At 50.4% G+C, this 25,518-nt stretch carries 23 protein-coding genes and 1 pseudogene; 21 read left to right on the forward strand and 3 right to left on the reverse strand.

Going from position 1 to position 25,518, the window contains the following annotated elements:
* Positions 1-17: 17 nt before the first annotated feature.
* The 3 genes from EDM60_RS01015 to EDM60_RS01025 all read right to left on the reverse strand — a co-directional run bounded on the left by EDM60_RS01015 (position 18) and on the right by EDM60_RS01025 (position 3,079).
* Positions 18-1,397, reverse strand: a complete 1,380-nt coding sequence (locus EDM60_RS01015) for a phosphoribosyltransferase family protein (RefSeq protein ID WP_122962283.1) — start codon at positions 1,395-1,397, stop codon at positions 18-20.
* On the reverse strand, positions 1,330-2,535 hold the full coding sequence (locus tag EDM60_RS01020) for an HpcH/HpaI aldolase/citrate lyase family protein (RefSeq protein WP_122962284.1): 1,206 nt from the start codon (positions 2,533-2,535) through the stop codon (positions 1,330-1,332). Before EDM60_RS01020 ends, EDM60_RS01015 begins: the two co-directional genes overlap by 68 nt.
* A gap of 88 nt (positions 2,536-2,623) precedes the next feature.
* Positions 2,624-3,079, reverse strand: a complete 456-nt coding sequence (locus EDM60_RS01025; RefSeq protein ID WP_063231626.1) for a tellurite resistance TerB family protein — start codon at positions 3,077-3,079, stop codon at positions 2,624-2,626.
* Between the two features lie 691 nt (positions 3,080-3,770).
* On the opposite strand from EDM60_RS01025, the gene EDM60_RS01030 reads away from it, so the two are divergent.
* From EDM60_RS01030 to EDM60_RS01120, 21 genes and pseudogenes are all read left to right on the forward strand, one after another.
* Positions 3,771-5,315, forward strand: coding sequence for a malate:quinone oxidoreductase (locus EDM60_RS01030; protein ID WP_256436830.1), 1,545 nt, complete (start codon positions 3,771-3,773; stop codon positions 5,313-5,315).
* A gap of 268 nt (positions 5,316-5,583) precedes the next feature.
* A complete protein-coding gene (locus EDM60_RS01035) occupies positions 5,584-6,354 on the forward strand; it encodes an SMI1/KNR4 family protein (RefSeq protein WP_233454153.1) in 771 nt (256 codons plus the stop codon).
* Positions 6,355-6,484: 130 nt separating this feature from the next.
* Positions 6,485-7,486: an ABC transporter substrate-binding protein gene (locus EDM60_RS01040; RefSeq protein WP_167470225.1), complete on the forward strand. Its 1,002-nt coding sequence runs from the start codon at positions 6,485-6,487 to the stop codon at positions 7,484-7,486.
* A gap of 308 nt (positions 7,487-7,794) precedes the next feature.
* Positions 7,795-8,982 (forward strand): ABC transporter substrate-binding protein, encoded by a 1,188-nt coding sequence (locus tag EDM60_RS01045; RefSeq protein ID WP_122962287.1) that lies wholly within the window; start codon positions 7,795-7,797, stop codon positions 8,980-8,982.
* A 61-nt stretch (positions 8,983-9,043) separates the two neighbouring features.
* Positions 9,044-10,066: an ABC transporter substrate-binding protein gene (locus EDM60_RS01050; protein WP_122962288.1), complete on the forward strand. Its 1,023-nt coding sequence runs from the start codon at positions 9,044-9,046 to the stop codon at positions 10,064-10,066.
* Positions 10,063-10,878, forward strand: a complete 816-nt coding sequence (locus EDM60_RS01055; RefSeq protein ID WP_122962289.1) for an alpha/beta hydrolase — start codon at positions 10,063-10,065, stop codon at positions 10,876-10,878. Before EDM60_RS01050 ends, EDM60_RS01055 begins: the two co-directional genes overlap by 4 nt.
* 188 nt (positions 10,879-11,066) lie before the next feature.
* Positions 11,067-11,603, forward strand: coding sequence for a VanZ family protein (locus EDM60_RS29010; protein ID WP_233454154.1), 537 nt, complete (start codon positions 11,067-11,069; stop codon positions 11,601-11,603).
* Positions 11,603-12,211, forward strand: a complete 609-nt coding sequence (locus EDM60_RS29015; protein WP_233454155.1) for an RDD family protein — start codon at positions 11,603-11,605, stop codon at positions 12,209-12,211. The genes EDM60_RS29010 and EDM60_RS29015 overlap by 1 nt, the downstream gene beginning before the upstream one ends.
* 154 nt (positions 12,212-12,365) lie before the next feature.
* On the forward strand, positions 12,366-12,725 hold the full coding sequence (locus EDM60_RS01065) for a YxeA family protein (protein WP_122962290.1): 360 nt from the start codon (positions 12,366-12,368) through the stop codon (positions 12,723-12,725).
* A gap of 273 nt (positions 12,726-12,998) precedes the next feature.
* Positions 12,999-13,961 carry a DUF418 domain-containing protein gene (locus tag EDM60_RS01070; protein WP_244226798.1) on the forward strand — a complete coding sequence of 321 codons (963 nt, stop codon included), beginning with the start codon at positions 12,999-13,001 and terminating at the stop codon, positions 13,959-13,961.
* Positions 13,962-14,108: 147 nt separating this feature from the next.
* A complete protein-coding gene (locus tag EDM60_RS01075) occupies positions 14,109-14,819 on the forward strand; it encodes a response regulator transcription factor (RefSeq protein WP_122962291.1) in 711 nt (236 codons plus the stop codon).
* A gap of 3 nt (positions 14,820-14,822) precedes the next feature.
* The gene (locus tag EDM60_RS01080; RefSeq protein ID WP_122962292.1) at positions 14,823-16,229 is read left to right on the forward strand and encodes a sensor histidine kinase; all 1,407 of its coding nucleotides are present in this window, start codon (positions 14,823-14,825) and stop codon (positions 16,227-16,229) included.
* Between the two features lie 323 nt (positions 16,230-16,552).
* Positions 16,553-17,941, forward strand: coding sequence for an amino acid permease (locus EDM60_RS01085; protein ID WP_122962293.1), 1,389 nt, complete (start codon positions 16,553-16,555; stop codon positions 17,939-17,941).
* Positions 17,942-18,132: 191 nt separating this feature from the next.
* Positions 18,133-19,182, forward strand: a complete 1,050-nt coding sequence (locus EDM60_RS01090) for an LLM class flavin-dependent oxidoreductase (RefSeq protein WP_122962294.1) — start codon at positions 18,133-18,135, stop codon at positions 19,180-19,182.
* Positions 19,183-19,349: 167 nt separating this feature from the next.
* Entirely contained in the window at positions 19,350-19,877 is a 528-nt protein-coding gene (locus EDM60_RS01095; RefSeq protein ID WP_122962295.1) for a hypothetical protein, read from the forward strand.
* 4 nt (positions 19,878-19,881) lie between these two features.
* Entirely contained in the window at positions 19,882-20,805 is a 924-nt protein-coding gene (locus tag EDM60_RS01100) for a helix-turn-helix transcriptional regulator (RefSeq protein ID WP_122962296.1), read from the forward strand.
* Positions 20,806-20,930: 125 nt separating this feature from the next.
* A pseudogene (locus EDM60_RS29020) lies at positions 20,931-21,602 on the forward strand (alpha/beta fold hydrolase); the annotation flags it as partial.
* Between the two features lie 45 nt (positions 21,603-21,647).
* Positions 21,648-22,493, forward strand: a complete 846-nt coding sequence (locus EDM60_RS29025) for a DUF2785 domain-containing protein (RefSeq protein WP_233454158.1) — start codon at positions 21,648-21,650, stop codon at positions 22,491-22,493.
* Positions 22,494-22,710: 217 nt separating this feature from the next.
* On the forward strand, positions 22,711-23,490 hold the full coding sequence (locus tag EDM60_RS01110; RefSeq protein WP_122962297.1) for a DeoR/GlpR family DNA-binding transcription regulator: 780 nt from the start codon (positions 22,711-22,713) through the stop codon (positions 23,488-23,490).
* A 28-nt stretch (positions 23,491-23,518) separates the two neighbouring features.
* Positions 23,519-24,382 carry a class II fructose-bisphosphate aldolase gene (locus EDM60_RS01115; RefSeq protein ID WP_122962298.1) on the forward strand — a complete coding sequence of 288 codons (864 nt, stop codon included), beginning with the start codon at positions 23,519-23,521 and terminating at the stop codon, positions 24,380-24,382.
* A gap of 43 nt (positions 24,383-24,425) precedes the next feature.
* A complete protein-coding gene (locus EDM60_RS01120) occupies positions 24,426-25,517 on the forward strand; it encodes a bifunctional phosphoglucose/phosphomannose isomerase (protein WP_122962299.1) in 1,092 nt (363 codons plus the stop codon).
* The last annotated feature ends 1 nt before the right edge of the window (position 25,518 follow it).

Below are 25,518 nucleotides of genomic sequence, written 5' to 3' on the forward strand. Positions count from 1 at the left end.
TCCCCCTCTCTTGGCTGTTAGCAAAACATGACGACATACTTGTGCGGAATCGGCAGTTGAGCCAAAGCTGCGTACAAACTGTTCAGCCGCTCATCGCTCGTCCCGCGTTCAAGGAACAGGAACAACTCGCTATATCGCTGCTCCGGGATGTTGTAAATAAAGTTGGGAATGGCAGGATCATCGGGGCTCTCGTAGGAAAATGCATTTTGCACGGCATAAGCCTCTTTTGCTGCCGGATGGATGGGGCTTCGCGTCGTCGATTGATACAGGACGTCGTCGCCCATAAAAGCGGCGATCATCATCGGAACGTACATAAATTCGCCCGTTCCCATACATAAGGCCCTGCCTGTGCGGTATTGCTGCAAAGCTTGTCCCAACTCGCGAAGTGTGCCGTGCAATTCACGCTGCTGCTCGGCTGTTATTCCGAAGCGGCCCGTTTCCAGCAAGTATGGTTGTGTGTTGATGAACCCTGATGGAGTGATGGAAGAAAAGGACAGCTTGGTCAGCGCAGCCGTTTCCAGCGGGATAACAACCGGGGCTGTGCCTGCGTGGGCAGAGGCAACGATTGTTTGCTGTGTCGGTTGCTCGCCTGTTGCTCCGTTTACTTCAATCTCCCCTTTGAGCAGGGAAATGGCCGTGATTTTGATGTCCAATTCGGCTTCAAGCTCCTGGAATTTGCGATGATCCTCTTGCGAACGCCAATCCAGCAAGGAAGCGACGATGTATTGCTTTCGCGGGAAGTGACGCTGAATCTCGCGAATGATGTTCAACGCTGTCTTGCCAGTCGTAATCTCATCATCTACTAATACGATTGGGCACTCAGAACGTAGCAAGTTTTTATTTACCGGATAAAAGTGATGAGCTACTGCGTGGGAATGCTCTTCTTCAAAGTCAATCGTGGACGGAAGCTCATTGATGCGCTCCCTGGTCGTATGAATGTATTCGGTCTTGCTGCCAAACGCACTGAACATGCTGTGTCCAAGTGCCGTAGCCGTCTCCGCAAAGCCGATGAACAACAACGGTTCGGGCAATTCAAAAGGATGCAGCAGCAGCTGGTGAAGAATCTCATCGCTTTTTTCCTGGTGGACGATCCCTTGCACAATCGCGGGCAGCTCTGCGACTTCGAGGGAGTACCGTTCTTCGAGGAGCCGGGCGGCCAATGCCATTCCGCTCAGCACAGATGTGGCGGGACGAACGGGCAAATGCTTGCCGAGAACTTTGCTGACAAACAGAAAGCTTCGTTTTTTGTTAATGCGGGCAGCCATCTGAAACAGTGCTTCCGGCGGGAGTTGATACGGATTTTGCTGAACGCGGATGGTGATGTCCAGATTACCGAGAATATTGAAGTTGAATATTTGATGTTCGGGCGAGGAGGTTGATAAAGTTGTTATGTTCATGGAACACCCCGTACACTTTTGATTTGATCATGATTTTTTTCGCCCAGCTCGTATGCGGCTTGATTTCGTTCATCTTGTTGGCATATTGGCTCTTGGTCACGCCGTTTGTCTGGCTTTGCAGGATGGTACAGGCATCCTCGTATTCTTCTCGTGTAATCACTGCAAGGGAGTGGACAATTTTGATGTGGCTCGGGTGAATAATGGTTTTGCCAGTCAGGCCGTTTTCCTTGTCCAGCAACACTTCCTTGATCAGCCCGTCCTGCCAGTGATTCAACAGTTGTTGGCGAAGCCTTCTCCCGGATGAACCGCCGAGTTTTTGTTCAAAAGGAGACTGGCGAAGTTGCGGTTTCAGCAATCTTTCTCCGGTTCCAAAATACTCCCAGACCGGACCTGATACGACGTGCTCGCTGCCCTGGCGGGTAAACATGTTGACGATGTCGCCGATGCAGTCGCGAATCGTGGAAATATCGTAAATCGACACGTCCGGCCCCCGGCGTAATCCGAACAGGCTGGAAAAGTCGGTTGCTCCCATGCGCACGTTCAGAACGAGGTGCCGATATTTGTCTATCGTATTTTTGATAGAGAGCAGCTCGGCTGTCCGGGTCTCTTTGTAAATAACGTCGGCAGATTCCAGAATGGGCATGCCGTACACGGGAAAGGAAACATGCCGATTGCAGGATTCCAGCGCCTCCAGATACTCTTCTGCGTTGCGGCTGGTAAACTTCGGGAACACAAACCCTGTCAGGCAAATCAAGTCTTCTTGCAGCTCATCGACAATCCGGTTCATTTGGGCGACATCCCGTACCCGCACGAACATGATCGGAATATCGTCCTGGTGGATCAAGCCGTGCCGCATTTGGCTGGAAATATCGCGCACTTGCCGAATCAGCGATTGCTCCGCCTCAGGCACCTCATGATCACCGATGGCGTCTTCCAGGCAAATTACCATCGAAATCAAGCCTTCGTGTTTTTTGGTCATGACGTCCTGGGAGATGGTAGCCCGCATGGCTGGCATATAGAGCGTTGCTCCCAGTGCGTGGGCCAGCACTTCCTTTTCGGTACTTCGATTGATCGGAAGAGGGTGTATACTGAACAGTTCTGCTCTTTCATCTTCTAGCAAGTAATCAAAATGCCGCATAAAAAGAAACGACTCCCCTCTTCATCCCAATTCGCCATACGATAAAAAAACAAGACTGCCTCTGGTATAAGGCAATCCCGCTTGTTGGTTACAGCTGGAAATCGCCTGGATTCAAATTAACGGTCTGGCAAATTTCCCGAACTACCATTTTTTCTTTCTCATCAAAATCGCCGTCTGCTGCACCAATGGCACAACACACACTGATGAGAACTCGTGCTGCTTCCGAATTATTTTTGATTTTTCCGATTGCTTTGAGCGCTTCCATCTTGCCTACGCCATGATCAAATTCAAATCCGCTGACAAAATGGTTGAACCGGGCGATAACATCGTTCATATTAAAAACTTTCAATTCTTCGCTTCGGTTGATATAAGCGGCCATCTTTTGTTTTTCTGTGGAGTCTATTTGTCCATCGGCTGCGGCAACCAATGCGCATCCCGCGACGACTGCATCCATAAAGTCACGATTCTGAAACTTTTTAACCTGGTCCCGCAAGGTCGATTGCGTGCTTTTAAGCCAGTTCGAAAATGTGCCAGAAATTGACATTTTATTACCTCCATCAACAAACTTCTGAAACTATGACGCCTATGCTACAATCTTACAACATTTGATATAATTTGGCAAAATCATAACGGATTTGTAAGAATTCCAGTATTCTCTTAAATTATTTATTGTTGGTGAAAGTCTATTTTTGCATGATTTTTGCTTAATACCGTTCGACAAAAACAGATAAATTTCCACAAACAACCAGCCTATATGTAAAAATTGATCCTTTTATACAATTGTGTGATCAAGTTCCGACTGACATAGGCTACTTGTTGCAGGCCATCGAATGTAACAATGTATGTTTGACCAGACGGGTAGATGGCATGAATATCGTGGGGGGCGAAGCAATTGTACACATCCCCGAACGCTTTTTTGCGATGCGATCATATAATATCCCGCTATAAGGCAAAATAACGGAAGAACCCTGCCGATAACCCCGCAAAACTCATCGAGCAGTGGCTTTGGTTTTTGTGCCTTTATAAGGTTTTATGACCGTTTTTCAGTATGTCTCTATTAAAAGTGCATCATTACTAAAATTTAAGGCACCTTTAATAGCATATAACTATCAATATATAGCAAATATTTTATTCTAAAGATAAAAGTGTTACACTATATACAGGTTGTAATTATTCCAGAAAAGGTGTGTACTAGGTAGCACCCTGACTTGCAACGGGGCCAGATCAGGAGCCGCCTGCATCTTTTCTCCAAATACCAGCGAGTTAGGACGGTAAAAATGAGTAGCAGACAAATGCAAACAGACGTTATCTTAATTGGTGCCGGCATCATGAGTGCGACCCTAGGGTCACTGCTGAAGGAATTAGTACCAGACTGGAAAATTACAGTGTTTGAAAAGCTCTCAAAAGCAGGAGAGGAAAGCTCCAACGAGTGGAACAATGCAGGAACTGGGCATGCTGCACTCTGTGAGCTGAACTACACCAGCGAAAAGAAAGACGGATCGGTCGACATCAGCAAAGCAATCAAGATCAATGAGCAGTTCCAAGTTTCCATGCAGTTCTGGTCTTATCTGGTGAACAACAAGCTGATCAGCAATCCGCAAGATTTCATTATGCCATTGCCCCATATGAGTTTGGTGCAAGGGGAGAGAAATGTATCGTTTTTGAAGAAACGTTTCGAAGCGATGGCAAACAATCCTTTGTTCCAAGGCATGGAGTTCTCCGATTCTCCAGAAAAACTGAAGGAATGGATTCCGCTTGTGATGGAAGGCCGCAACTCCGACGAGCCAATTGCTGCCACAAAGATCGACTCTGGAACGGATGTCAACTTTGGGGCCTTGACGCGTATGCTGTTTGATCACTTGAAGAGCAAAGACGTTGAAGTGAACTACGAGCACAGCGTTGATGACCTCAAGCGGGCCAGCGACGGTTCTTGGGAGCTGAAAGTGAAAAACCTGCATAACGGCAGTGTTCAACGCCATAAAGCGAAGTTCGTCTTTATCGGCGGTGGGGGCGGAAGCCTGCACTTGCTGCAAAAATCCGGTATCCCGGAAGGAAGACGCATTGGCGGCTTCCCGGTAAGTGGTATTTTTATGGTCTGTAAAAACCCGGATATTGTGGCGCAACATCATGCAAAAGTATACGGTAAAGCCAAGGTCGGCGCTCCGCCGATGTCCGTACCTCATTTGGACACACGTTATATCGACAATAAAAAATCGTTGCTGTTCGGGCCATTCGCTGGCTTCTCGCCTAAGTTCCTGAAAACCGGCTCCATGTTCGATTTGATCACTTCTGTCAAACCGAACAACGTGATGACGATGCTGGCAGCAGGCGCGAAAGAGATGTCATTGACCAAATACCTGATTCAGCAAGTCATGCTTTCGAAAGAACAACGCATGGAAGAGCTGCGCGAGTTTATTCCGAATGCGAAAAGCGAAGACTGGGATATGGTTGTTGCCGGTCAGCGCGTACAGGTAATCAAAGATACCGAAGCTGGCGGCAAAGGAACGCTCCAGTTCGGTACGGAAGTCATCACGGCTGGCGATGGTTCGATCGCAGCTTTGTTGGGGGCATCTCCGGGTGCTTCTACCGCAGTATCTGTCATGCTGGAAGTCCTCAAAAAATGCTTCCCGCAACATGTAACCGAGTGGGAAGCGAAGTTTAAAGAAATGATTCCTTCTTATGGCATGTCTTTGATGGACAATCCAGAGCTGTTGCATGACATTCATGTAAACACAGCAAAGACGCTGGGGCTTGACAATAAACTGGTTGCTGTCCAGTAGACGGCAGACGGTTCTTTAATCCAATCATAAGCAAGCGGCCTTTCTCCTGCACATTGCGTTGCGGGAAGAGAGGCCGTTTTATTTTGGCTGTTTGCTTGGTCAGCCGCTCGTCTGTTCGTGGATGACAGGCTGGCATGGGACTGCTACGGATAGGCCGCAAGTAGCATTTTCAAAGACTTCCCTGATTTCAAAGGAATATGTTGGAGAATGGTGGAAAAAGAAAGAGAGTCATTTCGGGAGACAATTTTCAGACAAAGTGGTGAACCGCGTGGAACCTGTATATTCGCAAATCGATGCTATCCTTTCTCAGATGCGGTCAGTCGTGCAAGCAATGTGCGAACAAGACCCTGACTTTTACGCGAAACATCCGATGCAACTGCTTGCCGAAGCAGACGAGCAAGCAATCAAAAGCGTGACGGAAACATGGACGCTGCCTGAGGAGTACGTGTATTTTTTACAGCACTATGTTCCACAATCTGTGTCCTGGAGCACGGATGATTATATCAACCTGGATATATACGGGGCAAAGGATTTGCCGGATGGCCAGCTCGGGTACAACTACAATCCGGTGACAGATGAAGTGATAGAGGACTGGCCGAGAAGCTTTTTGGTGATTGCTAACGACGAGGGCGATCCATACTGCATCGATCTGTCCAGAGGCGACACCGTGATTTATACCGCAGAACACGGCAGGGGAGTCTGGGATTTTGCTGTCGCGTACGACAATCTGTCGGAGTTGCTGCGCAGCGCTCTGCGACCGCGGAGCATCACGGAAACAGACGTAGAAGAGATGGAAGACTTTATATACAACAAAGTCATGATCACAGGTGCGGGTGCTGACAAGCTCAAGACGCTGCTGTTCATCAAAAAATGGTTCAAATGCGATTACGGGCAAGCAAAAGCTCATCTGGAAGCTGCTCCTCTGCTCGTGTTCAAAGGACTGGAGTCAGTCGCTGCCAAGGTCGCAAACGAGCTGGCCAGCATAGGTGCGGAGTACGAGGTAAGCCAAATCAGTTTTACGGAATTTGTGCAAAGATAGGCTGGTGGGAGCATAGGGCTTTCTTTTTATTTACCCGCATGAGCACTTGATGTATACTCTTTTAGTGATAATGATTATCATTTTCTTTATTGATCGTTATTCATTAATGGAGAGGGGCTTTGATTCAGCTATGTTTAAAAAGGAACGCCTGCTTTCTCTGCTCGGTCTGCTGCTCGTGATGGCGTTTTTGTCAGCTTGCGGCGCAACGACTGCACCTGCCGCACCTGATGCTGGAAAAGCGAATGCGGGTACCGAGACAAGCAAAGACGCTGCTCCCGATACAAAACTGGCTACAAAAGTCGTAAAAGACGTGCAGGGACGCGAAGTGGAGGTCCCGGTTCAAGCGCAGAGGGTTGTTTATGTCGGCAGCAATCCGGGGGATTTGCTGGCGATCGGCGTGAAGCCGATTGGCGCCACCTTGAGCGTCATTGCGAGTCAGATTGCCTACCCTGAACAAATAAAAGGAATCGAAGACGTCGGTTATCCATACTCGCAGGAAAAAGTATTGGCGTTAAATCCGGACCTGATCATTTTCGACGACTGGGATGAAAAAGGGCTGGCGGCTCTGGAGAAGATTGCACCGACTGTCGTCACGGGGCTGGACGATGCCACACCGACCAAAGAGCGCGTGATGTTTACGGCAGACGTGCTCGGACGGACGGAGGCGGCAGAAGCTTGGTTCAAAGCGTACGAGGAAAAAGCAAAAGCGACCAAGGAGAAGCTGCAACTGAAAGGCGATGAGACTGCCGTATCGCTGCTGCTTTTGGGCAAAGAGATGTATGTGATGGGGAATCAAGGGCTGAATACGACGGTATACGGCCAGCTCGGTTTCAAGCCGTCACCAGGAACGCAAAAACTTGTAGACAAAAACGAGCGCTTCGTGGATGTCTCGAACGAAGTTCTCCCTGACTATATGGGCACCGATATTTTTCTGCTGACGGATGGTGGCAACGAGACGGTTGCCCTCCAGCAACAGTTGATGGACAGCTCCGTCTGGAAGACGATTCCGGCTGTGCAGCAAGGTCGCGTGTATATTTTGGATAGCAAATTCAACTACGATGACCCGCTGACCTTGGACTTGCTGCTGGACGAAATCGTCTCAGTCATGTCGGCGAAAGCAAACAAAAAATAACGGTCAACCGACCGGGTTATCAGAAGCTGCTCGCCACTTTTGCGGGCAGCTTTTCATTTTTCACCCGCCGCATAATCAAAGCGCAACAGGCAGCGGATCATCCGCGATGGAAATGATAAGACAAAAAGGAGTTCCCATGCAGATGCAGCTCGGGGTGGCCGGGAGTGGTATTTTGCGGGGAGGGTCGCGTGGTCGCTACCCGCGATTGTCTTCGATAAGGCGATGGACTATAGTAATAATATGAAAATGATTATCAATATCATGAATAAAACCGATTTTCTATGAAAAAGCGCAGGAGGTGGCTGAGCATGTTCAGGAATGAACGGAATCAAGGCAAGGAAAGCGGCATGGCTGCTCGTTTGTCGCTTGCGGAAGTCCGGGAGTATATCGCCAGCCGTTTTGCCGAACCTATATCGATTCATGAGCTGGCCCAGTTGACCGGACTTAGCCCCAATTACTTTGGAGATGCGTTCAAAAAAGCGTACGGACAGAGCGTGATGGATTATGTGACGGAGCTGCGCATCGGGCGTGCCAAGCAGCTTCTGCGCGATTCCGATTTGTACATGCACGAAGTGGCGCGAAAAGTCGGCTACACGGACGAGTTTTACTTCAGCAGAAAATTCAAGAAAGCAGTCGGCGTATCGCCTTCCGCATACAGCAAGGAGACGCGAAGGCGGGTAGCGGTCACGTCCACGGCCGGGACGGGAAATCTGCTCGCGCTGGGAATTGTTCCGGTTGCGGCTCCGCTTGATCCGAAATGGAGTCCTTTTTACCACTATTACTATCAAGACCGGATTCCAATTCATTTAAGCTCACCGGAGACGGAGTTGGACGAGGAAAGCCTCAGAAAGCTGAGCTTGGCCAAGCCGGATTTGCTCATTTTGCACCATGAATACGACCAGGCGATTCGCAGTCAGCTTGAAACAGCCGGGATTAAGTGCGTCGAAATCAAAGCAACCAAATGGCGGGAGCAGCTTAGGGAAATGGCAGCGATGGTGGACAGACAATCAGATTGTGAGCAATGGCTGCAAGCCTACGAGGAAAGCGCAGGGCAAGCCAGGCAAAGCGTGCGCGAAGCAGTTGGAAATGACGTTTTCGTCACTTTGCGTATCTCCGGGGAGGACATCTATCTTTACAGCAACAGGGGGATTCGCGACATGCTGTACCAGGATTTGGCCCTGGCAACGATCCCGGAGCAGAAAAAGCTGTGCAACGAAGTGATTTCGCTCGACCAACTGTCTCACATTAATCCTGACAGACTGCTGGTATTGATCTGCCCGGACGCGCGGACGCGAAAATTTTGGCTTTCCTTGCAGTATCACATGCAATGGAGAAGTCTTGAGGCGGTCAAAAACAGCAAGCTGTACGTCATTCCGTCCAACCCGTGGTTTGAGTATTCCGCCCTGGCGATTATTCGGATGATGGAAGAAGCGACGCTGATGCTAACAGGGAAAAATCCAGCCTCTTCTCTTGTTCCTGTCCATGGAGTCACCTGATGTTTTCTTCTATAATCCTTTCTTGTGAGAATGGTTATCATTCAAGGAGGGGGACTTATTTATGATAAAGAGATGGAGCAAGCGACCAAGTCGCGCCCACAAAACAATGGCCCTGCTGTCAACCGTGCTGCTCGTATCCGTGCTGCTTGCCGCATGCGGTACAGAAACAGCCAAGCCACAGGACAGCAAGCAACAGACGGCAGCCGAGAGCACTCCGACCGATTCGGCAAAAGGTACTGCCCAGACAGAGGTTGCCTACCCGTTGACGGTAAAAGACGAGCTTGGTCATGAACTGACGATTCCAGCCAAGCCTGGCAAAGTATTTGCACCTGTCATGGAGGATTCTCTGCTGTCACTCGGGATCAAGCCCGCGATGCAATGGTCGAACGGGGTAAGCCCGCAAGAATACTTGCAAGACCAGCTTGGCAGCGTGCCGCAGATCAGCTTCGCTGGCGGAACCCCTTCTTTTGAAGTCATTTTGGAATCGCAGCCGGATCTCATAATTTTGCACAATTCGTATTCGGCGGAAAACGGCGCGTATGAGAAATACGCCAAAATCGCTCCCACCTACGTTTTCAAAAGCGCCTCTACTGATTTGAACAGCTCGGTTCGCACGTTGGGAAAACTGCTGGGGGTTGAAGACAAGGCGGAGCAAGCTTTGAAAAACTACGCGGACAAAGCAGCCGATGCAAAGGCAAAGCTTGCGGCAAAAGCAGAGGGTAAAAAAGCCGCGATCATCCGCTTTAACGCAAAAGGAATGTTTTTCATGAACAGCGATTACTTCAGCGGCTATGTGCTTGCCCACGATTTGGGCTTTGAACCGAGCAAGCTGGTCAAAGACGGCGCGTTTGAAGTATCGATGGAAATATTGCCTCAACTGGATGCCGACTACATTTTTCTCGTGAACGACGGCAACCAGGGGGATGCATTTTTAAAGGAATTGAAGGACAGTGCCGTATGGAAAAACGTCCCGGCAGTGAAAAGCGGCCACGTATTTGAGACATCCAATGACTACTGGCTGAGCGGCGGTTTTATCGCCCAAAGCAAAGTGATTGACGATGTGGTGAGGTTCATGCAGCCATGAACAAGATGATCGAAACACCTCATATTCCGGAGCGTTGCTACGAATACAAGCTGACATCGAAAAGACAGCTGGAATACCGGATTTTGCTCGGGAATCCAGCAGATGAGGCACCTCCCGGCGGGTATGCTGTCATCTACGCCCTGGACGGAGATGCGCTATTCCAGACGCTTGCCGAAGCAGTCAAGCTCCAGACTCGCAAGCCTAAAGGCTTCGACCCCATTTTGGTTGTCGGCATCGGGTATCCTTCACGCGAGCCGTTTGATGTGGAGCGGCGATGCCGTGATTTTACGATGCATGTCGACGAAGCGTCGCTTCCCGAGCGGCCTGATGGCAGACCGTGGCCACCGCATGGCGAAGCGGATCAGTTTCTCGATTTTCTCGAATTTGAGCTGATGCCGGCGATTGCCAAGGAATGGCCGATTGATCCGAACCGACAATTGCTGGTCGGCCATTCGTTGGGTGGATTGTTTGCCTTGCATGCTCTGTTCACCAGGCCGCAATTGTTTACGCATTACGTGGCGGGCAGTCCGTCTGTCTGGTGGGCCAACAATGAGGTGCTCAAGGAAATGCAGCAGTTCAAAGCGGGCTGGCAAGGCGAGTATCAGCGTCAACTGTTGTTGACCATTGGCGCTGACGAGCTGGAGGATATGCTGGAAGGCGCAGAAGAAGTCGCCGCGGGTATGGCGACGCTTGCCGAGCAAGGTCTTCATCTGGAGTGGATAAAGTTCACAGGGGAAGACCATGTGACGGTCTTGCCTGCCATGCTTAGCCGTCTGCCGCGTTTTGTGTGGTCCGGCAAAGAACCGAAGTAAAGACAAGAAAGAAAGCGGATTGGCTGTCAAAAAGATGACAGCTGATCCTTTTTTGCGTTGCACGCTGACGAGCATCTATGATAATTTTTGTAAGGTCAACCGAGACAGACTAACCGTACAGCTGGGCGGGCGTCAATCCAGTGGCGCAAATGGCGTCCAGCGTCCAAGACTATTAAACGAGGTGCAGCATGTCGGCATATTTCATACCGATTCAAACGGCATTTATCGCATTCATCCTGCTGGGATTCGTGCTGGTCATTCCCTGGCTGATCTACAGCTATCGGAAGTACGGCTTTTTGAGCCTGTGGGCTTCCATCGTGGCCTATTCTTTTATGTACTATATGTTGTCTGCTTTGTTTCTGGTGCTGTTGCCTTTGCCGGAGTCTCGCAACACATGCGCCTACCAATCAGCGGATACCGTGTATTACTCGCTGATCCCTTTTTCCTTCGTCACAGATACGTTGAAGGATGGGGCGATCGTCTTGTCCAATCCGGCGACGTACATGCAAATTTTCAAGCAGAGCGCTTTCTGGCAGGCAGCCTTCAATTTCTTGCTGCTGCTGCCGTTCGGGGTCTACTTGCGCTATTTTTGGCAAGACAAGCGGTATTGGAAAAAGGCATTTGGCTTCGGCTTTGCCCTCTCCCTGTTCTATGAAGTCACGCAGGTAACCGGGATTTACGGCATCTACAATTGTCCGTACCGCATTTTTGACGAGACGATTTGATGCTGAACAGCACAGGCGCGCTTGCTGGCTACTGGATTGGCCCGATCATTCTCGCCTTGTTCCCGTCCAAAAAGACGCTGCTTGCGAAAAAGGCAAAAATCGAGTCTAGCCGACTGGTGCCGCCGCTGTCGCAATTGCTGGCAGTGTGGGTCGACTATTTCTTGATTCAGGCAGTCTGGCTGGTCACGATCGGATTGTTCTCGTCCAATGACGTGATGGAGCTGGTGTACACCACGGTCGGTTTCCTCGTTGTGTACTTCATCCTTCCGCTACTATGGGGCGGCCAGACAGTCGGAACGAGATTGCTGCGGTTCAAGCTGGCAGGCCCGCAAGGAGAGGTTCCTTCGTGGAGGGCGCTGTTAAAAAGGGCGTTTGCCTTGTACTTGCCTTGGGGATTATCGACTTTCTTTGGAATCCTGAATCGCGTCGAGATCGATATGGATTCGGCTCTTTACCCGATCCACGTCTGGATGACCGTCGTCCTCTTCGTGTGCATGGCGATCATGGTCGCTGTGCTCTGCCTGCACGTTTTGCTCGTGCTTCTGAAAAAGGGAGAGCGTACCTTCTACTTTGATGCCGCCGCCGATATCGTTCCGAGCAAAAAGTGAATATGTCCTGCAACCGCAACAGCAAATCTCTCAGCGAGGTTTGCTGTTCTTTTTTTAAGGATTCGTTAAGGTTCGGATTAAAACGCTGTAAGGTACGGGCAGCTATAATCGGCTCAGAAGCAATCAAAAGGACACGAGGTTGGGAGAGGAAGTCATGAAAAAGAGCATGATTACGTGGATCGTCATTGCCGTCATCCTGATTGCTGCCGTGCCGCTTATGCAAAAAGTGAATTTGAACAGGCTGGGAGCAGACGTCTACTATACGCAAATTCAGGGAGAGGGCAAGAAGCTGGTCGACAAAATCGGCAACGGAGAGACACTCGTCCGCTACGAATATGAATTGCCCGCCTACGATCAGGACGGCAGTCAAAAGACATTTACTTTCACCGCAGATAAACAGCTGAGGGAAAAAGCATACTTGAGTCTGTTTGTGAAAGAGGGCAAAGGCGTGACTTCTTATCAGGAAGTAACGAAGGAAGAATTGCCAAAGAAAGCGGACGAAAAACTGCAATAAAGAAAGGAGCACAAGCTAATGAATCCCTCTGTCCCGCAAAAGGAACGGATTGTCGCTTTAGATATTATTCGGGGTCTTGCCTTGTTCGGCATTTTGTTTATGGCTCTTTTCGCAAATTTTGTTGCTATTGCTGTTGTGGAAACGTGTGTTCTATAATGAAAATCAGGAAGTCTATAGGATTTCCATTTACCGTGAATGCACGCTTCGCTTGGTACTATAAATATCAAGCAACTCACGGCTTTTCTAAAAGCAACAATTTCTTAGAAAAGAGCGTTGTTTATTAACGTCAAAGGCTATATTGTCCTGACGGAAGGAATGAGCATTCCTGAATTTACAGGAGTGAACCAATGGATTGATACGCTTACCCTCATTCTCATTGAAAAGAAATTTTTCTCGATTTTCTCGTTTCTGTTCGGAGTAGGGTTTTACATTTTCGCTTCACGGGCCGAGATGCGGGGAGACAGGCCGCTGCGCCGTTTTTCCCGGCGCTTGCTGATGATGTTTTTGATCGGAATTGTGCATGTGTTTATTTTTTGGGGCACGATCTTGCCAGCTTACGCACTGATTGGATTTCTCCTGCTGCCGTTTTACCGGGCAAAGCTTGCCACGATCAACAAATGGCTCGCCGGAGTTGTCGCTGTGTACGTAGTGGCGCTGATTGCCAAGCTGATCGGAACAGAAGGTGTCCTGTCTACGGTGCTTGATGTGATCATCGGTGATTGGACTTTGATTTTCACTATGTTTTTGGCTGGGTTCTCTGTCGCAAAGGCTGATCTGATCAGACGCGTCGGTGAAGGCAAAAAGCAGCTGCGTCTTCTGGCAGCAGGTTTGTTGCCTGTCGTCGCTGGTTTTGCGATCTGGACGTGGTTTGCTTCGGCAGGAGCAGCCGAGAGTTTGCAGCTGATCGTTTCGCTTGGCACGATTCCAACGGTCTTGTTCTATGTCGCTGTGATGTTTTTGCTTCTGGAGCATGCGGCGATTCGCGCTTTCTTCGCGCCAGTTGCCCGGGTCGGACAGATGGCGTTGACCAATTACGTGGCGCAAAGCTTTATCGGCTTGCTGATCATTTCGATCATGGGGCTGGAGTATGTATCTCCGGTGAATGTCGTCATCATCGCCAGCCTGATCTTCGTCGTCCAAATCATTTACAGCAATGTGTGGTTCAAATTTTTCGCGATGGGGCCATTGGAGAAGATGTGGCGCTTTATGACGTACGGCAAGCAAAAGGCGAAATAAGCAATCATGGCGCGCGCAAAAAGGCTGGCAGCAAAAGTCTTTTTGCGCCTTTTCTCTATGGAAGAACGGCTTGGCTTGCTAAATGGAGGGCGGTCAGGCATACTCTCACATAAAAAGGGTTCGGTTTTTAAAGGAGGCGAAGCGGCAATGTCCGGGAAAAAGGTACTGATCATTGACGACGAAGAAGATATTTTGAAGCTGATTCAAACGGTTCTGAAAAAAGAAGGGATCGAGCACGTCTGGACTTCGACCACCGCCAAGGACGGCCTGGCTCAATTTCAGGAGAAAAAGCCTGACCTCGTGCTGTTGGACATCATGCTGCCAGACGGAGAAGGTTATGAAGTATGCAAACAAATCAGAGGCTTTTCCAAGGTGCCGATTTTGTTCATCTCCGCTAAAACCGAGGAAATTGATAAAATTTTGGGCTTTGCCATTGGCGGCGATGACTATATTACGAAGCCGTTCAGTCCCAAGGAGCTTGCCTACCGGGTCAAAGCGCAACTGAGAAGAGCCGATTATGCGGTCGTTGAGCCTGTAGTCGAGGAAGATCCTGTGCTCAAGGCTGGGCCGTTTGAGTTGGACCCGCAAAAAGCAGAGCTTTTGAAGAACGGCAGTCCGATTGACTTGAAGCCGAAGGAGCTTGGGCTGATGAAGGTTTTTTTGGCAAACGCCAACAAAGTCATCAGCAAGGAAAAGCTGTACGATACGGTCTGGGGCGAGGATTTTATCGGGATCGACAACACCGTCATGGTGCACATACGCCGACTGAGGGAAAAGATCGAGGACCAGCCTTCTTCTCCCGAATATTTGATTACCGTGAAGGGTTTGGGTTATAAACTGGTGATCGAGGAGCAGTGATGGATGAAGTGGAAGGTCACAGGACGGTATTTGCTGTCCGTTGTCTTGGTTGTGATTTTGGTTATTTTCATCAATTTTTTCGTTATGCTGGGATTATTTATTGCGCAAAAAGGCTTCGACGTCCCGATTTTTCAGGATCAGGCGGCTTCTCCCGAGCAATTTACGAGAGAGTTTGAGCAGCGGCTCGATCTAGCGGGAGACAGCATCGCGATAACCGCAGAAGGAAAAGACGAGCTGCAAAAGAAAAACGCCTGGCTACAGGTTCTGGACGAAAACGGCAATGAAGTGTTGACTTACCGAGTGCCCGCCGGACTAAAGAAGCACTACACGCCCGCAGACATGATTCAAATGTACAAATACCAGGAAGTAGATGGGGATACGACCGTTTTCGTCGGGGAAAAGGCAAGTGCAGCAAAGCGCTACAGCTACTTGATCGGGATTGAAAATCGCGACTTGAACAGGTACGTCATTTTCTACGACAACCAGGTTATCTTGCGCGCATTCAATGTGGGACTCATCATTTTTATGATCGACATCCTGATCGCTTTGTGGATCGGCTATTGGTTCAGCAAGCGGCTTACGCAGCCTATGCATTCGCTGATCGACGGGATCAAGCAGTTGGCGAACAATCAGTTTTACGTCCATTACAAACCGGAAGGCGTCTACCAGCACGTATTCGATAACTTGAATCAGCTGTCGCACCAGTTGCAGGCGAACGAAAAGGAACGCAAAAAGCTCGATCGATTAAAAGAGGAATGGATCGCCAACATTTCCCACGACATGAAGACGCCGCTTGCTTCGATTCAAGGCTACTCGGAAATGATCAAGGACCCGGACTATCAGTTTACATGGGACGAGATCAGGGAGTACGCAGGAATTATCGAGAAAAAGTCAGTGTATATCAAAGAAGTCATCGAAGACCTCAATTTGACGACCCGCTTGCGAAACAAAGAGCTGTCCATTCAAAAGAAGACGGTCAACATCGTTACCCTTTTGCGCGGCATCGTGATCGACATCCTGAACGATCCCAAGTATGCGAAGCGCCACATTGAGTTTACGGTAACCGAAGAGTTCATCCCCGTGGAAGTCGACGAAATCTTGATGGTGAGAGCGATCAACAATCTGATTTACAATGCGATCGTCCACAATCATGACGAGGTGAAAATCGAGGTGAGCGTGGAAAAGCAAGAACGCGTGCATATCTCGATCAAGGACGACGGGAAAGGGATCAAGAAGGCGGAGCTGGAGCGGATTTTTGACCGCTACTACCGGGGAACGAACACAGGCGATGCCCACAAAGGATCGGGGCTTGGGATGGCGATCGCACGCGATATCATCGACGCACACCAAGGCGAGATTGTCATCAGCAGCGAAGAAGGACAGGGGACGTCGATTGAGATTGTGTTGTAAGACGTAGACTAAGGCGAGACACCTGCATAAGGTGTTTTCTTTTTGTGCAAAAGAATTTATTTTATCTATCATATATTTTTTAATTTTATATAATCCGAATATATTGATTTACCAGCTATTTTTCCAGGGAATATAATTGTTATTATCAAAAAAACGTATTACAATAAACAAGTGTTGCTGAAGTAAAGCATTAATAGGGAGAAGAATAATCTGACCAACTATTAGGAATGCTTTACAAGAGCTCACATGAAGTGGATGGTTTGCCCATGTTCCACAGTTTTCTGAGCATACGCTAGCCAAGGCAGAGAGGAAGAAGAACCGAAGTGGAAAACAAAGAATTGAAAAGGGGTCTGGAAGCTCGTCACATTCAGATGATCGCTTTGGGCGGCACGATTGGTGTAGGGCTATTCATGGGCTCTGCAAGCACGATCAAATGGACAGGTCCATCCGTAATGCTTGCTTATGCAATTGTAGGAATTTTTATATTTTTTATCATGCGCGCCATGGGAGAAATGCTGTATGTGGAGCCAAGCACTGGCTCATTCGCAACTTTCGGGCATAAGTACATTCATCCGTTAGCTGGTTATTTGACGGCCTGGAGCAACTGGTTTCAGTGGGTAGTCGTCGGGATGTCGGAGATTATCGCGGTCGGGGCGTATATGAAGTATTGGTTCCCTGATTTGCCAGCCTGGATTCCCGGGATTATTGCCATGGTGATTTTGGGCGCAGCGAACTTGTTCTCGGTTAAATCGTTTGGTGAGTTTGAGTTCTGGTTTGCCATGATCAAGATCGTTACGATTGTGTTGATGATTATTGCCGGACTTGGCCTGATTTTCTTCGGAATCGGCAACGGCGGTCATGCGATTGGCTTATCCAATCTGTGGGAAAACGGCGGTTTCTTTACCGGCGGCTGGACAGGCTTTTTCTTCGCTTTGTCATTAGTGATCGGGGCTTATCAAGGGGTTGAGTTGATCGGGATTACGGCTGGTGAGGCAAAAGATCCGAAGAAGACGTTGACCAGCGCGATCCAGAGCATCATTTGGCGGATTCTGATTTTCTACATCGGTGCGATTTTTGTAATTGTAACCGTTTACCCGTGGGATCAATTGCAGTCGATCGGCAGTCCCTTCGTAGCGACGTTTGCCAAGATCGGCATTACCGCAGCAGCGGGACTGATTAACTTCGTAGTCATCACCGCAGCGATGTCTGGCTGTAATAGCGGGATTTATAGTGCAGGCCGCATGCTGTATACACTCGGTGTCAATGGACAGGCGCCGAAAATTTTCACCAAGCTGTCCCATAATGGTGTACCGCTTTTGGGAACGATCGGTGTTCTCGTCGGCTTGGGTGTCGGCGTCATCCTGAGCTATATCGCGCCGGAAAATCTGTTTGTGTACGTGTACAGCGCGAGCGTGCTTCCAGGGATGATTCCTTGGTTTGTGATTTTGATCAGTCAAATCAGATTCCGTAAACAAAAAGCGGCCGAACTGGGCAACCATCCGTTCAAGATGCCGCTTGCTCCACTGACGAACTACATTACCATCGCCTTTTTGCTGATGGTGCTGGTCGGAATGTGGATCAACGATGACACGCGCATCTCGCTGATTGCCGGGATCGTGTTCCTGGGGATCGTGACACTTAGCTTTTACGCTTTTGGCATTAACAAAGCCGTTCCGCTGGATGAGCAAGCACAAAGCGGCGAGCGAAAATAAATATGCAGCAGAAAGGGACATCAGCGACGATGTCCCTTTTTTTATTCAGACGCGACATGTACGACACGCATTCGAAAAGCGGAAAAGTGGAAGGCTGATGGAGGGAATGCAGTTGCAGACTTGAAATTTAAGATAGAGATTCTTAAAATAAAGATATTATTCAGAGCGAGAAGAAGAGGGAGGGCTTTGTGGTGGAGATTGGCATTAGCACGTTTGTAGAGACGACTCCTGATGCACAGACAGGTGAGGTCATCAGCCATGCGCAACGATTGCGGGAAGTCGTCGAGGAAATTATTTTGGCCGATCAGGTAGGACTGGATGTATTCGGCGTGGGCGAGCATCATCGCGAAGATTTTGCGGCGTCTTCACCTGCGATGGTGCTTGCGGCTGCTGCGCCACAGACCAAACGGATACGGTTGACCAGCGCAGTTACCGTGCTGTCGTCTGCTGATCCGGTGCGCGTTTTTCAGGATTTTGCTACACTCGACGCGATTTCCAACGGTCGCGCAGAGATTATGGCGGGTCGAGGTTCTTTTATCGAGTCTTTTCCGTTGTTCGGTTATGACTTGAACGATTACGACGAATTGTTCGAAGAAAAGCTGGAGCTGCTGCTGAAAATCCGCTCGTCGGAAAAGGTGACCTGGCGAGGCAAGCATCGTCCGGCCATTCAAAATCTCGGCATTTATCCACGGCCAGTGCAGGACCCGTTGCCCGTCTGGATTGGCAGTGGCGGGAATACGCAGTCGGTGATCCGGGCAGGACTGTTGGGACTTCCGCTCGTTCTCGCGATTATCGGCGGGCGTCCGGTGCAGTTTGCGCCGTTAGTCGAGCTGTACAAGCGAGCAGCGATCCAGGCAGGCCACGACCCGCGAAAGCTGAGCGTGGCTTCCCATTCACACGGTTTTGTCGATTGGAACACAGAAGCGGCAGCGGACAAATTTTTCCCGCCAACCCAGCAAGTGATGAACGTACTCGGACGTGAGCGTGGCTGGGGGCATTACGACCGATCGAGCTTTGACGCGGCGAGAAGCTTTGAAGGCGCGCTGTATGTCGGCGACCCGGAGACGGTGGCAGCGAAAATCATTCACCTGCGCAAACAGGTCGGGGTTACCCGCTTCATGCTGCACGTACCTGTGGGCACGATGCCGCACGACCAGGTTATGCAGGCAATTCGGCTCCTGGGCAGCGAAGTCGCACCGCGCGTACGCGAAGAGGTTGCGAAGTGGGAAGCGACCCAGTGAGTACATTCGGGAAGAGCGCAAGGCAGTCGTTGCATCAGGCAACAGGCTGTCTTGTTCTTTTTTTTCGTCCAAATGTTTTTTCGAGCGAAAAAGGGAGAGACATAAATGGCAGATGAATCGTATAACTTGTAAGCAAATTCCAATCTGTCCATAAGGGTGAGTTTCCAGTGAAAAAAGCGCTCATCGTCTGCTTTGCGTTGGTCGTCGTGGCGGGCTTGCCAGGTTGCAGCCCGGAACAAGCCGCCAATCAGAGTCCAGTAACCATATCGGAAGGCAAAGGCACGTCCCAAGTGGAGGAAGCACAAAATTCTCCCGAGTATAATCAAATCTTCAACTATATGAAGGAAGAATCGAAAAAGGCTTTCTCCGCGCATTACGAATTGCTCGGTTTCGAGTTGTCTGATTATCAGGAGTCGAATGTGGCAGGAAAGGTGGAAGCTACTTTTGGCTACAAAGTGATGTACAAAAATTTTGACAAAGACCCGGACACCGTCGCCTACATCAAGGAGGCAAAAGAAAAGGGCGATCCCCACTACCAGCAGCTTCACGATGAATATTTGCAGCAAAAAGAAATGAATTTTCAACTGAAAGCCGTCATCGAAAACGCCGATTCGGTCACGCTTTATACCAATGTGAATCCGAAAGGGATACAATGGGAGAAGGTTGTCATGTCTGATTTTATTTTGGAGAAGTAAGCGAGTGCGAGTAAACCGATTGTTATCCATGCTGCTCATTTTATCGCAAAAAGGGATGGTCACCGGAAAAGAGCTTGCCGACCATTTTGAAGTTTCCTTGCGAACGATTTATCGGGATATCGAAAAAATAGGGGAAGCAGGCATTCCCATTGCTTCGCTTGGAGGACGGGGCGGAGGGTACTACTTGATGGAACATTATCAGGTAGACAATCTGTTTCTGAACAAAGAAGAAGCCAATCTGTTTCTGGCAGTAGTGAACGATCTTGATTTTCTGTTCGGCAAAAAAGAGGCGTTTAACGATGTGCTGCTCAAGCTCGGGCATACATGGAAAAGGGACAGTGTCGCCGCAGACAAGTGGAGCGTGGACATGTCCCATTTCAGCATGGAAGAGGAGCTGAGAGAGTACCTGCTGCTCATGAACCGGGCGATCACAGAAAACAGGCTGCTTCACTTCGAATACATCAACAGAAACATGGATGCTGCGTGCCGAGTGGCAGAGCCTGTGCAGATCGCGTTTACGTCCGGGCACTGGTTTCTCGTTGCTTTTTGCCGGATTCGCAATCAGTACAGAAGGTTCAAGCTCGTGCGGATGAGGAACCTGACCATCGGGGAAGTTTTTGCAAAAAGAGCGGCTTCCCGAGAAGAGATCGCAAAAACGATCGAAGCGAGCTATCAGGAACGCGGGGTTACGGTGACATTGCGGTTTTCCAGCCGGATTGGTGAACAGCTCACCGAGTATTTTTCCAAAGAGAGTATTACTAAAGGAACGGACAGTCAGTACATCGTAGTGAAGTCGTTCCCGTATGAGGAAGGGCTGCTGAAGTTCATTCTGGGCTTTGGCAAGGACTGCGAGATTGTCGAACCTCACTTCCTGCGGGAAGAATTAAAAGAATACGTTCGGGAACTGATGCTTTCCTACAATGGCTGACAGACTGGTGTCAGTCATTTTGTTTTATAGTGGGGGTGTGAAGACAATGGCTGGTGAAACGGATGTGATCAGGCATGACAAACTCGCTTTCCTGCACAACAACATGGCTGCGGCGTCAGGGGCGCATGTTTTACTGTCGCTACTCGTTGCGACAAGACGCTCCTGCGGTTATTTTCATAGCGGGTTTGGGAGATAGCTGCGAGACGTGGGATAAGGTGCAAGCCCGGATCGCGCAGATGGCATCGACCTTTTCCCATGACAGGGCGGGCATCGGCAAAAGCGAGGCGGCCGCCAAAGTTCCCCGGACTTGTGTTGACTTGGTGGAGGAGCTTTGTGAGCTGGCAGCGCAGACCCCCATAAAGCCGCCCTATATTTTGGTCGGCCACTCGTTTGGCGGATTGGTCGCCAGGCTGTTTGCCAGCCGCTTCCCGAAACTGGCAGCAGGCATGGTACTGGTCGATGCAGCCGCCGAGTATAAAGAGCTTGCTTATGAAAAAGTGCTGCCCGCCGCGTTGATCGCGGAAAATCGGGCGTATTTGGAAAATCCGCTGTTGAACCGGGAGCAGATTGATAAACCGCAAAGCTACAGGCAAGTCTCGGCGCATACAGGCGTGAGCCGTATGCCTTTAGCGATCTTGATGCGGGGTCGGCCAGATTACGCACAAAATGATTGGCCCCACGAGGAAGTCTTGCAGATTGAACAGCAGTTGCAAGCCGATTTTCAAAGACTGTCGACGGCGAGCCGGATCAAGGTAGCCAAGGATAGCGGACACGAAATTCATCATGACGACCCTGATCTTGTGGCGGAAGAAATTACGATAATCGTGAATGAGGTGCGAAAAATGAGCGAAATCAAGCAGCAATTTGTCCGGGATATAGAGAGAATCGCAGCGAATCAGTATCAGCTTGATGCAGGTGAAAAGCCGGGGGACTTCGTGGAGCTGATGCTGCAATACATCGGCGACCCCGATCCACAGTTGCGGGATGAATCGATCTATCCGACGTTTTACGCCTGGATTCATCGCGAAAACAAGTTCACAGAGGGCGAGCTGCGCCGTTTGCTGCTCGTGTTGACGGATGAGCAGCATTTGTTTTATCAGATTGGCAGCGCCGGGGATGACAGCGTGTTTACGCGAACTTTTTCTGTCCTGCCGATCGCTTTGATTTTGGGACAGCATCGGAAGCAGCCTTTTCTCGATCAGACCGATTTCGAGCATGTCAAACGGGCGCTGCTGCGGTATTACAGGGAGGAGCGGGATTTGCGCGGCTATGTTCCCGAGGGCGGCTGGGCGCACAGCGCGGCTCACGGAGCGGATGCGTTGGACGAGCTGATTCAGTGCCCGGAGAGCGATGAGGCGTTGCAGCTGGAAGTGTTAGATGCCATTAGCGGGATGCTGCACAACGGCGCGCATATTTTTTGCGAGGAAGAGGACGAGCGGATGGCGACGATTGTCCATACGATGCTTGGAAAAGAGTTGCTGCCGATTGAGCAGATTGCCGATTGGATAAACAGTTTGACTGAGTGTGGCAACTGGCCGCGGAGCCGCAGCCAACGCATCGCCCAGGTGAACAGCAAGCAATTTTTGCGTGCGCTCTTTTTCAGAAAAACAGGGCCGCAGGGCTGCGATCAGCGTGTCGCAAGCGCAATAGTGGGCGCAGAAGCGAAGCTGAACCGATTTGCGGAGTGAGGGGCTTGGGTAAGACAAAAACACAAGGACACTTTCGATTCCATGCGGAGGTGTCCTTTTGGCATGTTTGCCTCTGCGCAAAATGATTATGTGAAATTTTCTGAATACGGTTTGACATTCTTTTTTCTCGGGTGATATGATCTAAATGAAATAAAACGAAAGTATACAAAATAAAACGAAAGACAAAATAATCGCTGTAGTAAGGAAGTGAAGCATCATGCTGGCAGCTGAACGGCACAGCAAAATACTCGAGCAATTGAGAGCGGAGCAAAGCGTGACAGTCAGCGAACTCAGTCAGGCTCTCGATGTATCGGAAGTGACGATTCGCAAAGATTTGATCAAGCTGGAAAACGACGGGCTGTTGACGCGCATACACGGAGGGGCGACGATCACTGACTTTCTCCCTGTGGAACGCAGTTTTACCGAAAAGCTCGCGGAGCGCAGCGAAGAGAAGCTGGCGATTGCCCACCAGGCGCTATCCCACATCCAGCCTGGCGACACGATCATGATCGGCGCCGGAACGACGACGATGGAGCTGGCCAAGCTGCTGCGCGGGATGAACGATCTGACGGTAGTCACCAACGCGGTCAATATCGCGATGGAGCTGAACAGCCAGGGAAAACATCACGTCATTTTGATCGGCGGGGAGATGCGGCACAAGTCGTTTGCGCTCGTTGGCTCTGTTGCCGCAGAAAACTTGCGCAATCTGTCTGTCTTCAAATGTTTCATCGGAGCCGATGGCATCCATCCGGAGCATGGACTGACCACATTGAACCTGGCCGAAGCGCAGATCAACCAAGTAATGATGGAGCGGGCGAGAAAAGTGTACGTGCTGGTCGACTACAGCAAGTTTGGCGAAACGTATTTAGCCAAATTTGCCGGAGTGTCTGACGTGGACCGGATCATTACGGATGCAGCCGCACGCCCTTTTGTGGAAAGGTACGTAGAGCTTGGCATCAACCTGGAGCTGGCCAGTCCGCAAGGGGTATCGAGATGAAGCTGAGCAAGGGAATGGGGGAATCGTTATGGCGTTAGTATCATCGACACAAATGCTTGGGGAAGCGCGGGCGGAAGGGTATTGCGTCGGGGCGTTCAACGTTCACACGCTGGAAATGCTGCAAGCGGTAGTGGAGGCGGCAGAGGAAGCGAACGCGCCGCTGATTTTGCAGACAACGGTTGGGACGGTGCGGCATCTGGGACCGGAGTATGTGGCTGCGATGGCCCGGGTGGCGGCTGAGCGCGCTCGGGTGCCGATTGCCCTGCATCTCGACCACTGCCAGGAGGAGGAGCTGATCGCCCGGTGCATCAAGGCCGGATATACATCGGTCATGATTGATGCCTCCATGCACCTTTTTGCGGAAAACGTGGAGCGGACGCAGCGGGTGGTGACATTGGCCAGGGCTTTTGGAGTCAATGTGGAAGCGGAGCTTGGCAAAGTCGGCGGGGTCGAGGACGATCTGGTCGTGGATGACGCAGACGCTTCTCTGGCTGACCCGCTCGAATGCGAGCGTTTTATGGAGCTGACAAAAGTCGATACGCTCGCACCAGCGATTGGGACGGCTCACGGAATCTACAAAGGGGAGCCGCGCATCGATTTTGTCCGCTTGGAGGAAATTGCCCGGCGCGTCCTGGCACCGCTAGTGTTGCATGGCGGCTCCGGGATTCCTGAAGCGCAAGTCAAACGGGCTGTCGCGCTGGGGATGGCGAAAATGAATGTGGCGACAGAGCTGCGCATCGCCTTTTCCAATGCGATTAAAGCAACGTTCGAGGAGCACCCAGCAGAAAACGATCCGCGCACCTACATGAAGCGGGCCAAGCAAGCCGTGAAGGAAGTGGCGCTCGCCAAGATGGAGATGTGCGGTTGCACGGGAAAAGCGTTGGTCAGGTAAGGGTAAGCCAAAACAAGCGATAGCGAGGAAAGGGACGATTGGCATGCGTATCAATCTGGATGATGTGAAGGTTTTGCAAGAGCTGGATACGATTCGGGCGTTGCAGGACACAGAAGCGTATGAGGAGCAGTTCCAGGCAGGCTTGAAATTATCTGATGATTTTGATGTATCAAACATTTCTGCTCCGATTGAAAATATTTTGGTATTGGGCACGGGCGGCGGCTCGGCTGCGAGCGTCAACCTGATCAAATCGTATTTGTTTGACGAGCTGCAAGTCCCGCTGCAACTGAATCAAGGCTACACGATCCCGGCTTTTGTCAACGAGCGCACGCTTGTGATCGTCGTCAGCCACTCCGGCAACACCGAGGAGGTGGTTAGCGGGTATGAGGCCGCGATTGCCAAAGGCGCGCAAGTAGCTGTCATCACCGCAGGCGGAACGGTGCTCGACATGGCGCGGGAAAATGGGCATGCATACTTGCTTGTGCCGGGCGGAATGATGCCGCGGATCGTGCTTGGCTATATCTTTTTGCCGATCCTCGCCATCCTGACCAAGTTGCAGCTTGTTTCCGACAAGCGCGCCGAGGTAGAGGAGACGATTGCCCTGTTTCGGGCCTGGAAGCAGGAATACGGGCCAGATTCGCCGATCGAGCAAAACGAAGCGAAGCAAATCGCGGTGGAGCTGGATGGGCTGGTGCCTGTTGTGTACGGAACGCTGCCTTATTTTGATGCTCCGGCCTGGCGCTGGAAAAATCAGTTGGGGGAAAACAGCAAGCTGATGGCTTTTTGGAACGCCATTCCGAGCTTGCATCACGACGAGGCGGTCGGCTGGGATTCTCCTGCGGCTCTTTTGAAAGGCTTTCATTTTACACTGATTCGAGATTGCGAGGACAGCGAAAAGACGGTGAAGCGGGTAGAGATTAGCGCGGATATTTTGCGAGAGCGCGCAGGGGCGGTGCGGGTTGTGCATTCGCGCGGCGAGTCACGTTTGGCCCGGTTGTTTTCCATCGTCTATTTGGCTGACTTTGTCTCCCTGTATGCTGCCTTGATTAGAGGTGTTGACCCTACCCCTGTGGAGGTCATCAATTTGTTTAAACAAAAAATGGGGCAGCCGCTCGTGACCGTGCAGGTGAAATAGC

It is taken from the genome of Brevibacillus parabrevis (assembly GCF_003710905.1).
Lineage (GTDB): Bacteria > Bacillota > Bacilli > Brevibacillales > Brevibacillaceae > Brevibacillus > Brevibacillus parabrevis.